General features: G+C 44.9%; 13 protein-coding genes and 1 pseudogene. 8 read left to right on the plus strand and 6 right to left on the minus strand.

The features are described from left to right. Window positions 1-6: 6 nt before the first annotated feature. Window positions 7-1,470 (minus strand): glycoside hydrolase family 1 protein, encoded by a 1,464-nt coding sequence (locus CO692_RS01420; protein ID WP_096741334.1) that lies wholly within the window; start codon window positions 1,468-1,470, stop codon window positions 7-9. Between the two features lie 47 nt (window positions 1,471-1,517). Beyond that, window positions 1,518-3,350, minus strand: a complete 1,833-nt coding sequence (locus tag CO692_RS01425) for a beta-glucoside-specific PTS transporter subunit IIABC (RefSeq protein WP_096741335.1) — start codon at window positions 3,348-3,350, stop codon at window positions 1,518-1,520. Between the two features lie 335 nt (window positions 3,351-3,685). Between CO692_RS01425 and CO692_RS01430 the strand changes: the two genes are divergently transcribed. The 8 genes from CO692_RS01430 to CO692_RS01470 all read left to right on the plus strand — a co-directional run bounded on the left by CO692_RS01430 (window position 3,686) and on the right by CO692_RS01470 (window position 11,002). Then, window positions 3,686-4,609 carry a dihydrodipicolinate synthase family protein gene (locus tag CO692_RS01430; protein ID WP_096741336.1) on the plus strand — a complete coding sequence of 308 codons (924 nt, stop codon included), beginning with the start codon at window positions 3,686-3,688 and terminating at the stop codon, window positions 4,607-4,609. Then, window positions 4,599-5,258, plus strand: a complete 660-nt coding sequence (locus CO692_RS01435; RefSeq protein WP_096741337.1) for an HD domain-containing protein — start codon at window positions 4,599-4,601, stop codon at window positions 5,256-5,258. The genes CO692_RS01430 and CO692_RS01435 overlap by 11 nt, the downstream gene beginning before the upstream one ends. A gap of 313 nt (window positions 5,259-5,571) precedes the next feature. Beyond that, window positions 5,572-6,636, plus strand: coding sequence for an ABC transporter permease (locus CO692_RS01445; protein WP_005235249.1), 1,065 nt, complete (start codon window positions 5,572-5,574; stop codon window positions 6,634-6,636). An 11-nt stretch (window positions 6,637-6,647) separates the two neighbouring features. Then, on the plus strand, window positions 6,648-7,364 hold the full coding sequence (locus tag CO692_RS01450) for an ABC transporter ATP-binding protein (protein ID WP_005225713.1): 717 nt from the start codon (window positions 6,648-6,650) through the stop codon (window positions 7,362-7,364). After that, window positions 7,361-8,848 (plus strand): phytoene desaturase family protein, encoded by a 1,488-nt coding sequence (locus CO692_RS01455; RefSeq protein WP_005235239.1) that lies wholly within the window; start codon window positions 7,361-7,363, stop codon window positions 8,846-8,848. The genes CO692_RS01450 and CO692_RS01455 overlap by 4 nt, the downstream gene beginning before the upstream one ends. After that, window positions 8,838-9,761, plus strand: coding sequence for a phytoene/squalene synthase family protein (locus CO692_RS01460; RefSeq protein WP_010747951.1), 924 nt, complete (start codon window positions 8,838-8,840; stop codon window positions 9,759-9,761). Before CO692_RS01455 ends, CO692_RS01460 begins: the two co-directional genes overlap by 11 nt. A 47-nt stretch (window positions 9,762-9,808) precedes the next feature. Next, window positions 9,809-10,324: a TetR/AcrR family transcriptional regulator gene (locus CO692_RS01465; protein ID WP_016610348.1), complete on the plus strand. Its 516-nt coding sequence runs from the start codon at window positions 9,809-9,811 to the stop codon at window positions 10,322-10,324. Window positions 10,325-10,423: 99 nt separating this feature from the next. Then, the gene (locus tag CO692_RS01470; RefSeq protein ID WP_010747949.1) at window positions 10,424-11,002 is read left to right on the plus strand and encodes a TMEM175 family protein; all 579 of its coding nucleotides are present in this window, start codon (window positions 10,424-10,426) and stop codon (window positions 11,000-11,002) included. 106 nt (window positions 11,003-11,108) lie between these two features. On the opposite strand, the pseudogene CO692_RS01475 reads toward CO692_RS01470, so the two are convergent. From CO692_RS01475 to CO692_RS01490, 4 genes and pseudogenes are all read right to left on the minus strand, one after another. Next, window positions 11,109-12,112, minus strand: a pseudogene (locus CO692_RS01475) (sugar kinase). Window positions 12,113-12,121: 9 nt separating this feature from the next. Further along, the gene (dagF, locus tag CO692_RS01480) at window positions 12,122-12,871 is read right to left on the minus strand and encodes a 2-dehydro-3-deoxy-phosphogluconate aldolase (protein WP_074931736.1); all 750 of its coding nucleotides are present in this window, start codon (window positions 12,869-12,871) and stop codon (window positions 12,122-12,124) included. Then, window positions 12,868-13,974: a DgaE family pyridoxal phosphate-dependent ammonia lyase gene (locus CO692_RS01485; RefSeq protein WP_010747946.1), complete on the minus strand. Its 1,107-nt coding sequence runs from the start codon at window positions 13,972-13,974 to the stop codon at window positions 12,868-12,870. The genes dagF and CO692_RS01485 overlap by 4 nt, the downstream gene beginning before the upstream one ends. Beyond that, on the minus strand, window positions 13,958-15,070 hold the full coding sequence (locus CO692_RS01490; protein ID WP_096741339.1) for an amidohydrolase/deacetylase family metallohydrolase: 1,113 nt from the start codon (window positions 15,068-15,070) through the stop codon (window positions 13,958-13,960). The genes CO692_RS01485 and CO692_RS01490 overlap by 17 nt, the downstream gene beginning before the upstream one ends. Window positions 15,071-15,073 lie beyond the last annotated feature (3 nt).

A 15,073-nucleotide genomic window follows, 5' to 3' on the forward strand; every position in this document is an offset into this window, starting at 1 on the left:
CACTGTTTATTCTGCCAAATTTGCGCCATTGGTGGCGATCACTTCTTTGTACCAGTCGAAGGAATCTTTTTTCAAATGGTCATAACTGCCATTACCTTCATCATCGGCATCCACATAAATGAAGCCATAACGTTTCGTCACTTGTGACGTCCCCGCACTGACCAGATCGATCGGTGCCCATGAAGTATAACCAATCAAATCGACCCCTTCATCGATGGCTTCCTTCATTTGTTTGAAATGTGCCTTGAAATAATCGACCCGATACGGATCATGCACGTGCCCATCTTCGAGGATATCAATGGCCCCCATGCCATTTTCAACGATCATCAATGGCACTTGATACCGATCATACAATGAAAGCAAGGAGATTTTCAAGCCTTTAGGATCGATCTGCCAGCCCCATTCAGTGGATGGCAGCTTGGGATTTTTTACTCCTAAAACTGTATTACCTGGCGTCCGTTCGGCATTTGGATCACCTGATTCAGCCATAGACATATAATAGCTAAAGGAGAGAAAATCAACGGTGTGATCTTTTAAGATTTGGCGGTCTTCTGGTGCCATTTCAATCTTGATACCGCGTTTTTCCAGATCTTTTTCAATCATTCGCGGATAAGCACCTTTGACTTGAACGTCTGCATAGAAATCATTTTCTAAGTTTTTCTTTAAGGTCAATTCAACATCCAGTGGGTCACAAGTCAATGGATAGGTCATCAACTTCGTGATCATACAGCCGACTTTGTTGTCAGGATTTATCTCATGGGCGATTTTGGTCACTAATGAACTGGCCACAAATTGATGATGAAGGGCTTGATACACATCTTGCTCTTCCTTGCCAGCTTCTGATTGCTCAGGAATGAGGCCTGCTGTCGTAAAGGGATGACGATGGATACTGTCGATTTCGTTAAAGGTCAACCAGTACTCCACGTATTCCCCGAATTCTTCAAAACAGACGGTCGCAAAGCGGACAAAGTCATCGATCACTTTGCGTTCCACCCAGCCATTGTACTTCAAGCTCAGCGCTAGCGGCATCTCATAGTGAGACAACGTTACGATCGGTTTGATCCCCAAGCGCTGCATTTCTTGGAAGACATTGCGGTAAAAAGCGATCCCTTCTGGATTAGGTGTCGTTTCTTCCCCGGTTGGGAACAAGCGGGTCCACGCAATCGACAGGCGCAGTACTTTAAAGCCCATTTCCGCAAACAAAGCCAAATCTTCTGGATAGCGATGATAGAAATCGATCCCTCGGCGCTTTGGATAAATGGTATCCGTTTGATCCGCCATTGCTTCTTTGACGGCATCAACAGTCACACTCATGTGTGCTGCATAGTTTTTCACGTCGACATGCGGTTTGTAAGTCGCTACATCTGCCACCGACAAACCTTTGCCGCCAAGATTCCAACCTCCTTCTACTTGATTTGCGGCGATAGCGCCGCCCCATAAGAAGTCCTTTGGAAAAGTTGTTTTAGTCATTTGTTCAATCTCCTTTTTACATTGTTTTTGTTGCATTGCTGATTTGTTTAGACGACCGGTGCGATCGATAGAACACCTTGGTCGTTGCGCTCATCGCTTGATTCGATCGTTTTGACCGTAAAGTTTTCTTGATTGGTGACCACACAGATCACGATTGGATCAAAACCAGCTGCTTTGATAGCCTCTAGATCAAATTGGATCAGGGGTTGCCCTTGTTTCACTTGATCCCCCGCTTTTACATAAGGGGTAAAGTGTTTGCCTTCTAATTGAACGGTATCCAAGCCGATATGAAAGAGCAATTCTGCGCCATTACGGGTTTTTAACCCGATTGCATGGTTGGTTTCAAACAACATCGTGATCTCGCCATCTTCTGGTGCGATCAATTCGCCAGACGTCGGGATGATCCCGAACCCTTCTCCGATCATACCGCTTGAAAAGACTTCATCGTTGACTTCAGAGAGGGCTACCACTTGGCCTTCTACTGGTTTACTCAATACTTCGGCTTTCGGATCGGCAACAGTCGTCTTATTTTCTACTACTTTGTCTTTGAATAAGAAAAGGACAAGGACAAAGGAAACAGCAAAGGATACCCCTAACGTGACCAAAGCCCACACAAGATTCATCGGGTTGGCTTCATCCACGAACATAGTGATACTTGCTAGACCAGGGCCAACTAATGCGAAGGCCTTGATAGCAAACAAACCAGCCACCGCTCCACCAACTAGGCTGGAAGCCATCACGCCGTAAAGCACTCGTTTATGCAGGATCGTCACCCCATACAAAGCAGGTTCGGTGATGCCAAAAAGGGCGGAGATGCCTGCAGAAACAGCGGTTGAACGAAGTTTTTGGTCTTTGGTCCGAACACTCACCGCAAAACAAGCACCAGCTTCTGCAATGTTATGTGCCAATGAGGCAGGCAAGTATAACAGCTCTGCCCCCATCTCACTCATGGACGAAACAGCATAGGGAATCATGGCTTTGTGCATACCGGTAACCACCATTAATGGTAAAACAGCGGCTAAGATCCCTGTTGCCACCCAACCTAAATGAGCGTACAGCCAAATGATCGCTGCTGAAAAAATCGTTCCGACTTCAAAGCCTAATGGGCCTAAAATCAATAAAGCAACTGGAACCGTAATAACCAAGCTCATCATCGGAACAAAGAAGATACGGATCGGTTTTGGTGAGATTCGGGTAAACAGCTTTTCAATTTGAGCGTAAAATAAAACCGTTAAAATGGCTGGAAATACTTGTGACGCATAGGCGATATTTTGTAAACCGAAGCCCATGAACGCTGCGCCATCTGTCAATAGTGTCGTTAGTTCAGGCAAAATCAAGGCACCGACAGCGGAAACCGCCACCAATTGGTTGACCTTTAATTTATTTGCCGTGGTGATCGCCACTAAAATCGGTAAGAAATACAATGGTGCGCCACCGATCAGATTCAAAATTTGATACGTCTGGCTCGTATTGTCCATCAATCCAGTGACAGAAGCAAGTAATAGTAAGGATTTCAAGACGCCCCCACCAGCGACCGCTGGAATCAACGGTTGAAAAATCGAGATAATAAAATCAAGCAGGACCGCCCCCCACGATTGTTTTTGTTTCGCTTCACTTCCTCCATCCGCTGTTAGCTCATGACCTAACACGTTCATCACCTCATCATACACTTCGACGACATCATTGCCGATGATGACTTGGCATTGGACATTTTGTCGCACACCAATCACACCAGCGACTTTTTCCAAGGCATCTTTTTGTACGAGGCTATTGTCTTTTAAAGTAAAGCGCAAGCGGGTGGAGCAATGTTCCAAATGTGCGATATTTTCTTTTCCGCCAATCAACTCAACGATGGCAGTTGCCGTTTCTTTTACATTCATAATTTTCTTCTCCTTTAATTAGTTTTCCTTTGTTGGCCAAACAAAGAAAAAAGCAGGCAGCACCTACAAAAACATTGAACGGAATCCAACGATCCCTTCCATGTTTTTTATAGTTCCTGCCTGCATTACCAGTCACATGCCTGTTTTATTACTTGCATAATACCATGCTTTTTTTGAAAACGCAACCACCGTTTTAAAAAATTTCGCTAAGCCTTTTGCTGAAACGAGAAGTTTGCTACACTTAGTGGATAATCAGTTGTTTTGTCTTACTAGGCTTGCACTATAAGCAAGAAGAACATCGCTGGCTAAACGTATCTCAAGAAAGGATGAATCGGATGACTCCATTGAATCACTCACTGCATGTTGCCGTCCCCACAGCATTTGATCATGAAGAAAGACTTGACACGAAAAGGACGATTGCCCATATCTTGCAGCTGCAAAAACTAGGGATCAAATCGGTTTTGGTGTGCGGCTCCACCGGTGAACAACACTCATTGACTTTAACAGAAAAAAAACAGCTTCTACATGCCTTAGCGCAAGAAACCAGCTGGCCAGCCGATTTCGAAGTCCTCTTCGGTTTAGCTGGCATCGTATTTCATGAAACGCTCGCGTTGGCAGAAGCAATCAGCAAAAATCCCCGAATCGATGGTGTGGTTTTAGGCTTTCCCCCTTATCTTTGCCTGACCCAAAAGGAAGCCGTGTTCTACGCTCAGGGATTGATCCATACTTGCGAAAAACCAGTTATTTTATACAACAATCCCCGCCGCACGGGCTTTGATTTATCTGCAGAAAGTCTCTTGACCTTGATCGCTGACCCTCGGGTGATCGGCTTAAAAGAAGCTGGTAGTAAGGAGCGAGTGCCTCAACTAAAAACAAAGACGGCTGTCGATTTTCGCTTTTATGCCGGTGGTGAAGCGGACTTAGCGGAAAAGGTCGCACTAGGGTTTAACGGGCTGTCATCAATGGCAGGCAACCTTTGTCCCAAGGAAATCCAGGTGATATGGCAAGGGTTACTCCAAGGTGCTGCAACGATTCCTAAGTCGAATGAATGGCAGAAAATGGAACAAGCAGCTGCCGGCGATCCAACAGATACCATCAGCTATCTTCCGTGGCTTAAGCAACAAATCACCATTGATGGACAGCCCTTTGGCATTTGTCGTCAGCCGCTAGGTCTAGAAACGAGTGATCGGTTTGGCACTGGCTCAATTCCCTCTCATCCAACACAAGAAAGGCAGGAGAACCAGACTCATGAAGATTGATCCACCGATTGATTCACAACTAAAGCACTATATTGAAAGCTCCATCATCCCGCAATACAACCAATTGGATAGCAGTCACGCCCCAGCGCACGTCCACCAAGTGATCCAAAATAGTTTTGAGATTGCTGAAACATTGCCTGTTGACCTGAATATCGTCTATACGGTAGCTGCCTACCATGATATCGGCTTGCTCTATGGCCGCAAAAACCACGAAAGCAATTCTCGCAAGATCGTTGAACAAGATGCTGTGTTGCCACGCTTTTTCTCTCCTTCAGTCATTTCAATGATCGGTGAAGCTGTAGAAGATCATCGCGCCTCGCTGCCCTATGAGCCTCGCTCGCTTTATGGCAAAATTATTTCCGAAGCCGATCGCGACTTAGATTTTGAGCGAATCCTCAAGCGAACCTTGCTTTTTGCTTATGAGAAAAAGCAGCTCACAGATTTAGAACAATTGCATCATGAAGCGTATCAGTACATTTCAAAGAAATACGGTCCTCAAAGTGAGCTGAAGGTTTGGTTGGATTATCGCAAAAACCAAGACGGTTTGGCGATCATTTATCAAAAATTAGCACAACCTGAAAGCTTCCGTCACTCCTTTGAAAAAATCGTGCCGTTAGTTATCGCTACAAGTGGAGAAACTGACAAGTAACAATTCATTCCAACAACTTTCTTTAAAATAGAAACCCTCTGATTTAGCGTCGCTTCTGTGTGTGCGCTGAATCAGAGGGCTTTTACTGTTATTCTAGTTCTTTTTTCACTATAGTCCCCCCTCTCCTTCACTGCTCCCTCGCACCTAGTGAAATCAGGGAGCAGCAACTGGTTTTCTTCAATCAACAGACGCCCCTTCTACATAACCTCCTTTTTTTAACCGAATTTACTCTTTGTAAGCAAGATAGTTTGCTGAAAATAAAAAAAATGGTATTTTTATTTTATCAAGTGATAAAATAGTAGGAGGAATCGTTATGTTTTTGGCAATCAATGAAATACGCCATTCCAAATTGCGTTACGCCCTAGTCACAGGGGTCATGTTTTTAATCGCCTATTTGGTCTTTTTTTTAACTGGGTTAGCTTACGGGTTGGCTCAAGATAATCGGATGGCGGTCGACAAATGGGAGGCAGATCAAATTTTGTTGACCGAAGAAGCAAATGATAATTTAAACATGTCGATGCTTCCTCGCAGTCTTTATGATGAAGTCGATGCACCAGAAAAAGCAGTTTTGGCGCAAACCGCTGGGGTTGTGACCAAAGAAGACAACGGTGAAAAAGTCGATGTCACCTTTTTCGGCATTGATCCAGATCAATTTTTAGCACCAAATATTACCGATGGCGAGATGTTTGCGTCAGATGATGAAGCGGTCGCCGACAGCAGTATTGAGGAAGAATACGGGATTTCCATTGGTGACACCATCAAATTAGCCGGCAGTGACAAAAAATTAAAAATCGTCGGTTTTACAGATAACGCCCGCTTCAGTGTCGCTCCGGTCCTCTACACGTCGATCGGTGCCTATCAAGAAATTCGGTTTGAAAAAGAAGATGATTCTGAAAATGCCCGTATCAACGCGATCGTAACTCGTGGCAAAATCAAAGAAGTGCCAGATGATCTGGTCGCTACGGATATCAGCAAATTTATTAATGAATTGCCTGGTTACAACGCACAAGTGCTGACCTTTGGCTTTATGATCGGGTTCTTGATCGTGATCGCTGCCATCGTTATCGGTATTTTTATCTATGTGCTAACGATGCAAAAATCAGAAATTTTTGGTGTCATGAAAGCTCAAGGGATCTCTAGCCGCTACATTGCTTTTTCGGTGATCGCCCAAACGTTCTTATTGGCAACCTCGGGTGTTTTGATCGGTGGTTTGGCAACGATCGGTACCGCCCTCGTGTTACCTGCGGCAGTGCCATTCCAAATCAATCTATTATTCTTTGCTAGTATCAGTGTCATGATGATTCTGATCGCGATGCTAGGTGCTTTCTTCTCGGTGCGAACGATTGTAAAAATCGACCCATTGAAAGCAATCGGATAGGAGGAAAAAACATGAGTGCCATTGAATTCAAACAAGTCAAAAAATCATTTAAAGATGGGGACGCGACAATTGAAGCCTTGAAAGAAACCAACTTTTCGGTAGAAAAAGGCGAATTTGTCGCCATCATCGGTCCTTCTGGCTCTGGGAAAAGTACCTTTCTAACGATCGCCGGTGGTCTGCAAGCCCCCTCTGAAGGCGAAGTGTTTATCAATGACGAACCCTTCAGTAAACAAAAAGAAAAGCAACGGGCAAAAACTCGTTTCAAAAAGATCGGCTTTATTTTACAAGCTTCCAACCTTGTCCCTTTTTTGACGGTCAAAAAGCAACTCCAATTAGTGGATAAGGTCAGCAAAGAAACCCAAGAGCAATCAGCAACTGAATTGTTTGAACAACTTGGGATCGAAAAGCTGCAGAACAAATACCCCGATGAACTTTCTGGTGGTGAAAGACAGCGTGTGGCTATTGCCCGAGCGCTCTATCATGATCCCACCATCATATTGGCAGATGAACCAACGGCGAGTCTTGATTCAAAAAAAGCCGTCGAAGTCGTCAAAATCTTAGCAAAAGAAACCAAAGAAAAACAAAAAGCCACCATTATGGTGACCCATGATACCCGTTTAACAGATTATTGTGATCGGGTTCTCGTCATGAAAGATGGCGTTTTAGAAGAAAAAGAACACACGAAAAAAGAAGCCGAATCAGATGATTCGCAGAAGGAGCAAGCATGAAAAAAATTATTGTTGTCGGTGCGGGCGTGTCAGGATTAGCTGCTGCTGTCCGTTTGCAAAAACTTGGCTATGACGTCACCCTCTACGAAAAAGAAGGTCAACCTGGGGGCAAAATGAATCAGATCAAGGAAAACGGCTTTACCTTTGATGTGGGCCCCACCATCGTGATGATGCCTGAAATTTATCGTGAAGTGTTTGAATTTGCTGGCGTTGATCCGAATGACTATATTCCTATGGAGAAAGTCGATCCGATGCTGCAGCTGTATTTTGCCCAAGACGAACCGCTGACCTTCTCAAATGACTTAGTAGAATTGACCAAAACGCTAGAAGCGATCTCAGAAGAAGATGCTCAAGGCTATTTTGCCTTTTTAGCAGATATTTACAAACGCTATGTGATCGCCAAAGAGTCCTTCATCACCAAGTCGTTTCGGACATGGCGAGATTTTTACAATCCCAAATCATTATGGGCAGGGTTAAAGCTGCGAACGTTTAGTGACGCCTACTCTTCCATTTCTAAATTTGTCAAAGATGATCGCCTGCGTAAATCATTGGCGTTTCAAACCTTGTATATCGGTGTCTCCCCTTACCAAGGGCCGTCCCTTTATACGATCATCCCTATGATCGAGTTGATGTATGGGGTCTATTTCATCAAAGGTGGCATGTATACGTTAGCCACTGGTATGGCACGTTTGTTCCAAGAATTAGGCGGTACGATCCATTACAATACGCCGATCGATGAATTATTGATCGAAAACAAGCAAACCAAAGGCGTTCGTGTCAATGGAGAAACGATCACCGCAGATGCCGTGATTTGTGCGGCTGATTTTCCTTATGCTATGGAAAGCTTGATTCCTGATGAATCAAAACGCGGCAAATACACCAATCAAAAAATCGCTTCGATGGATTATTCTTGTTCTTGTTTCTTGCTTTATTTAGGTCTGGACAAAAAATATGAGGATAGCGCACTCCACAGCATTTATTTTGCCAATGATTTCAAACGCAATGTAGATGATCTTTTCGAGGCTGGTAAGCTGCCAGAAGATCCTTCCTTCTACTTGTATCGCCCAACCCTGAAAGATGCTTCCTTAGCACCTGATGGTCAAGAAGGTCTTTATGTTTTAGTCCCAGTACCTGAATTATCTAAATTTGATCAATGGACGGATGAAACGATCCAAAGCTACCGCCAGCAGATCATTGGATTATTAAAAGAAAAAACGATCTTTACGGATATCGATGAACACATCGTGTATGAAAAAATGTATACGCCAGATACGTTCAATGATCGGTTCAATGCCTACAACGGTGCGACATTTGGCTTGAAACCGACCTTAGCCCAAAGCAATTACTATCGTCCCCATAATAAATTTGATTATGCAGAAGGCCTATACTTCTGCGGCAGCAGTACGCATCCAGGAGCGGGTGTGCCAATCGTGATGCAAAGTGCCAAGTTAGCTGTGGAGGAGTTGTTAAAAGATGACCGTTAAATCATTAAGCGTCTTTGATGAATACGACAACGATTTTTTATACTGTGAGGCCATCATAAAAAAGCATTCGAAAAATTTTCATACCGCCTTTTCTCAATTGCCAAAAGACAAAGCCCGCGCCGTCTATGCCGTCTACGCCTTTTGCCGACGTGCCGATGATGCCGTCGATGAAAAGCAAGACCCATTGTTGATCGAAGCCATGAAAAAACGCTTGGAAGAAATGCAAAAACAAGTATCAGACGATACGATCGACTTGCCGCAAGCCGTCAAGGAAGAAGATCCTGATGAAGCCATTTGGCGGGCATTGACCCTTTCTTTCCAACAGTTTGATCTGCAATTTCAACCCTTTTTCGACCTATTGGTGGGGCAAAAACAAGACCTTGACTTCCAGCAGCCCACCTCTGAAAAAGAGCTTTCTGACTATAGTTACTACGTAGCTGGCAGTGTAGGTCTGATGCTCTTGCCGATTCTCTCGCAAGCAGCCGCTGCGATTCAAGAGCCTGCCATCAAATTGGGTGAAGCGATGCAGCGCACCAATATTTTACGTGATATTGGCGAGGATCTGCGGATGGGCCGCATCTATTTGCCGCAAACGGTCTTGGCGCAATACAACCTTTCGCGAGAGGCTTTAGCAGCTGGCAATCAAAACCCGCAGTTTATCGAGATGTGGGAACACGAGGCGCAACTGGCAGAGACGCTTTATCAAGAATCTTTTGTCATGATGCCGCAAATCGATGAAGATTGCCGTGAAGCTCTATTAGCAGCTGCTTTGATCTATCGGGAAATCTTGACTGTGATTCGCAAAAACAACTATCAAGTATTTGCTGAAAAAACAGCGGTACCGAAACAACGGAAAATCCAACTTTTGTTTACCGCGAAAAAAATGCTTCGTCAGGAACGTTGGGAGGGCTGACTTTGAACTTGCGAGAAAAAATATTACGAGTGGCAGAGAACCTGTTTATGCAGCAGGGGTATCAAGCAACTTCTACTAGACAGATCGCAGAAGCCGTCGGCATCACCCAACCCAATCTTTATTATCACTTCAAAGGCAAAGAAGCCATCTATTATGAAGTGATGGTCTCTTTGGCACAAGAGGTTTCTGGAAAGCTAAATCAGACCGTTGAAGATACTTCCTTGACGATCTCTGAAAAAATCTTGAACATGTTTCTTTTTTTAAGAAGTCGGCATCGGATCAATTTTTATATGATGATGCACGACATTCAGCATACCGTTTCTGAGGACACTTCTAAAAAACTGTACTTGCTTTGGCGGAAAAATTACAAAGAACCGTTTCTTGACTTGTTTCGTCGCAGTGATTCCAATCTCCGTTCGGATGTCGACCCAGAATTTGTCACCAGTCAATTGTTAGTACTGATGGCGGCTCATTTGGACTCACCAGAAAAAGAAGACAAGATGCCAGAAGCGATCGATTTGTTTTTATTCGGTGCACTAGGCAATGGGCCAATTGCGAAATAGCTGGAACGTTGGCTTTTGTCCCGAGAATAATCATTCGACGAATTTCTGACAATCGCGTACACTGATCCAGTAAACAGAAACTTAAAAGGATGGATGTACATGTCAAAAAATCGAATCGAAGCCTTTACGGATGCGGTCATTGCGATCGTAATGACCTTATTAGTATTGGAATTGCACCAGCCCGAAGGCGATACCTTTGCTTCTTTTTTAGGAGTGGAACAGCAATTTATTATTTATTTGATCAGCTTTGTGATGTTAGCGATCTACTGGAACAATCACCATCATCTATTTCAAGTAGTGTCTAAAATCGACGGTTGGACCTTGTGGGCGAATCATTTGTTGATTCTGGCACTGACCCTCTTTCCTTTTGTAACGTCATGGGTCAGTCGTTATCCAGTCGCTCTTGCCCCACAGCTGCTATACGGGGCTGTCATTTTATTGACGGATTTCAGCTATTTCCTAGTTGGAAAATCCTTGGTTCGTGCCAATCCTGACAATCAAGCCATCGTGGAACTGTTTCGCGGATACAAGAAACTCTACTTTACGTTGTTTATCAACGTGCTGGCATTGCTCCTCGGCTGGCTGATCCATCCCCTATTTATCATCACACTGGATAGTCTCGTGCTATTGTTGTGGGTGATCCCTGAGAAAAAAGTAGAAACCTTTTTAAAACAATAAAAACACTTGCGTCCTTCTCCTAAAAGCGGTGAATGATTGCGCACAAGCAGCCGATTGGTCTACTTTTGCACAGTCATCCATCAAGAGAAGGACACAAGTGTTTTTTCTAGCGAATCAAGTCTTTCCCAGGTGCCTGCAAGACTTGCTCAACTTGTTCTTTGGTGGTTAAGGGGACATCCCCCAGCATCGTATGAGCCAATACTGCATTGGTGATAGCAAAATCAGCGGTGCGTTGGAGCGACCATTTTTCGGCATAGCCTAATAATACGCCAGCAGCATAGGCATCCCCTGCCCCGATCCGATCCAACACTTGCAGCAGCTGCGGTGCCGTTTCATAGGTATCTTGTGCCGTAATGATCCTTCCGCTGATAAACTGCTTGTCTTCCACGGCTAGACGCCGTGTCCCGCAGAACCATTCTAGTTGATACTGGTCAATAAAGGATTGGATCAACGCAAGCTCTGCGCCTTCTGTTTCCTCTAAGGGATAAGCCAATAGCTCCTCCAAGTCACGGACAGAGCCGAAAACTAGGTCACAATAGGGTAGGATCGTTTCATACCGTCGTTTCAGTACCTCCCGATTTAATTCTTCATTCAAGCTTGGACGGAAGTTGAAATCAAAGCAGACGCGAATCTGCTTGGCATGGCCTGTTTCGCCAAAGCCAAAGCTGTTTGCCAGGTTTTCTCAGTCAAACTAAGAGAGATCCCGCAAATATGAATGAGATCGACCGTTTCTAAAAATCCATCGATAGCATATTCTTCTGGACCTGAAACGCCAAAGGAACTATGATGGCGATTTTGATACGTCACATAAGTCGGACGAGCGCCGTAGCCGATCTCGGCGAAATAACTGCCGATATGACTATATTTTTTGCCAACAAATGCCGTTTGAATCCCATAGGAACGCAAGCTGGCTTTTGCCGTATCTCCTAATCGGTTGGCTGGCACCTGCGTCAGCATCGACGTCGTCAAGCCGAAATGCGCCAAATTGCCTAACAGATTGACCCCTGTTCCCGTAAAATCCATCCGCAAAGAGTGGGTCTGTTCCAACGTTCGATATTCTGGTGGCGTCAACCGCATCATTACCTCACCGTAAGCACCGATCCGCATCATTGATCCCCCCTATTTGGCTGCTGCCAACACCTTTTTCGTCATTTCTGCTAATGTCTGTACATCTCCAGGGCGTGTGTCCCCTGTTTCTCCATCGATGATCGAGCTGTAAATATGTGGAATGATTTTTTTCACTCCTGCATCAACAGCGATCTGCAAGATTTCTTCAAAGTTTTCTAAATCGATACCGCCGGTCGGTTCCAAATAAAAATCATTCGCGGCACAAGCCTCGGCTACCGCTTGATATTCTGCTTTATGAGCCAACCCTTTCATTGGAAAATACTTGATAGAACTAGCGCCCATGTCTTTTAATAAAGCGATCGCTGTTTCAACTGGGACTTCTGCAGCTGGAGTTTGTGAACTCAATGGACCAGTCGCAATATTGACATAGCCGACTTTTCCCGTTGGTGAAACAAGGGCATTGACGATCGTTTCAGATTGTCCTAGCAAAGCTCGTGAGGTCCCCGCTCCCGTGAACACTTGGTTAACATGCTGTGGTTGAAGAACAGCGGAAATTCGGGAGACCATTTCACTTTGATTGGGGTCGCCAGCACCAAGCCCTACAGAAAGGGCATTATTTGTTGCCACTTGATAGTTCTTCATGTCAGCGATAGCCGCCTCGTCACTATCATAGTTTTTTGATAAAACACCTAGGACGATGTTGCCCTCTGCTGCTTCGTAACAAGCTTTCGCATTGTCGATGGAGTTTGCTAACACATTTAGACAGACACGGTCAGCGAAATAATTGGGTGAAGTTTTCATTTTTGGGTTGCTCCTAACATAATTTCTTGTAAGCGATCAGTGATCACTGCCATTTCTTGTTCATTGACTGCTCGGATATCAAATTCAATAATGCCGTTATTGGCTTGGTACTCACGGGTATAAATCGCTGGTTCTCCTGCTTTTAGCGCGTCGATCACTGCTTTGGCACTTGGTTCTTTCACTTTAACACTCGCCCGATAAATGTCTCTGCCCGCGCTGTCTTGAACGATTTTTGCTTCGAAACCAGTGATTTCATTGATTGCCGCAATAAATGGTTGCAGACGCTCTTGCATCGAAGCGCCAGATTCCGTTCCCTCCGCTAGATAATCCGTCACGGCTTGGGTAAATCCGAGAATATTGTCTTTACCGATTTTCATTGCTCGACCTATCCCTTTGGATTGCAGGCGCACCCAAGAGACATAGGGCTGCTTGCCGATCACTAAGCCAGCACTCGGTCCTGAAAATGCTTTGGCACCTGAATATATCACTAAATCAGCACCAGCTTGGGTATAGGCAAACAAATCTTCCTCAGCAGCCGCATCAACGATCAATGGAAGATCGTGTGCCTTGGCAACTTGGGCCGTTTCTGCTACCGTCAGCATACTTTTTTGAACGGTGTGATGACTCTTTATGTAGAGGATCGCCGCCGTTTCGGGTGTGATCATCTGTTCAATGTGCTCGGGTGTACACATATTGGCATAGCCTGCTTCCACTACCTTCCCACCACCTTGTGTCACCATCACTTCCACTGGTGTGCCATAATCTACGTTGTGGCCTTTGGGCAAGATGATCTCCCGCTTACTGATTTTCTCACTATATGGATGATACAAATGATAGCTGTCGCCTTGACCGATGAGTGCCGCCACTGATTGGGCGATCCCCGCTGAAGCGGAAGAAACGATCTGTGCATCTTCCGTTTTCAACAATTCTGCTAAATAGGCTCCGGTTTTTTCTGCTAGATCTGCCATTTCAAAGAAATGCTCCCCGCCGTAGCGCTGGGCTGCAAGCACACTTTCGCTGACTTTCGAGACACCTAGAATCGTCATTTTGCCAGAAGCATTGATGACTTCTTTCAAGCCTAATTCTTCAATATTCAGTGTCAAAAAGTTCCCCTCCTATCACCGCTTTTTGCGGCACGATCTGTTGTGTCGTGATTCGGCGATTGCCGTTAGAATCCGTCAATTCCTTTTCGCCCGCTTCAAAGCGGAAAATCGTAAAATCAGCATCATATCCCAATGCGATCTCGCCTTTGTTCTGTAAATGAAATTGCTTCGCAGGGGCACTGGTCACCTTCTCGATGATCTCACGCCAATCATACCCTACGACCGCTAATTTTTCCATAGTCGTCGCTAAATCAAAGACTGGTCCATTGGTACGATTGCGAATGTAGATATCTGTACTAATGGAAGAAGCCTTCAGCTGATTGGCAAAGGCTGTCTCCGCCACGTCAAAATTGAAACTGTCTGTCCCATGACCAATATCGAAGACCAAGCCTTTTTCATAGGCAGCAAAGACGAAAGGCTTGATGGTTTGGTTTGTCTGATCCAAAATCCCATTGGCTTTGCCGTTAAAGCAATGGGTTACCACATCGCCTGTTTCCAATTCAGCGAGAATCTCTGCTAAATTCGGTGGTGCTGAACCAATATGGACCATCAAAGGCAGCGGTTGATTTTCAGCTTGGATCGTTTTCGCTAATTTCAACGGCGTGATGCCATTTTCGCCGATCACCGTTTTGCTCATTCGGGCTTTGATCCCGACGATAAAGTCAGGAAACTTCTGCAGTGCTTCTTTGACCAATTCTTTTTTGACTTTTGACAGATCCGCAAGTTCATCCTGCTCTACGATCCCCCATTTGGAAATGTTGACTAAAGCAAAGACATTGGTTTTGGCTTCTTTGGCTAAATCATAAAACCGATGGATATTTTCAGCGCCCGTCGTCCCCGCATCGATAACGGTCGTGACGCCTTGTTTGACACCGATCTCGTCTGGATAATCATAATAGAGCGTCATTTTCTCGAAACAATGGACATGGTCATCGATCCAACCAGCTGACAAGAACTCCCCTTCTGCTAAGGTCAGCTCTTGTTTCGCCTGCTCCTGCAATGTGGGTGCCAGAGCAGTGATTTTGCCGTCTTGAATCCCAATATCAAATACTTCTTCATCGATCGTGCGAGCTTGACGAATAATCATATCAAACATTTC

The organism is Enterococcus sp. FDAARGOS_375, assembly GCF_002393265.1.
GTDB classification, from domain to species: domain Bacteria; phylum Bacillota; class Bacilli; order Lactobacillales; family Enterococcaceae; genus Enterococcus_D; species Enterococcus_D innesii.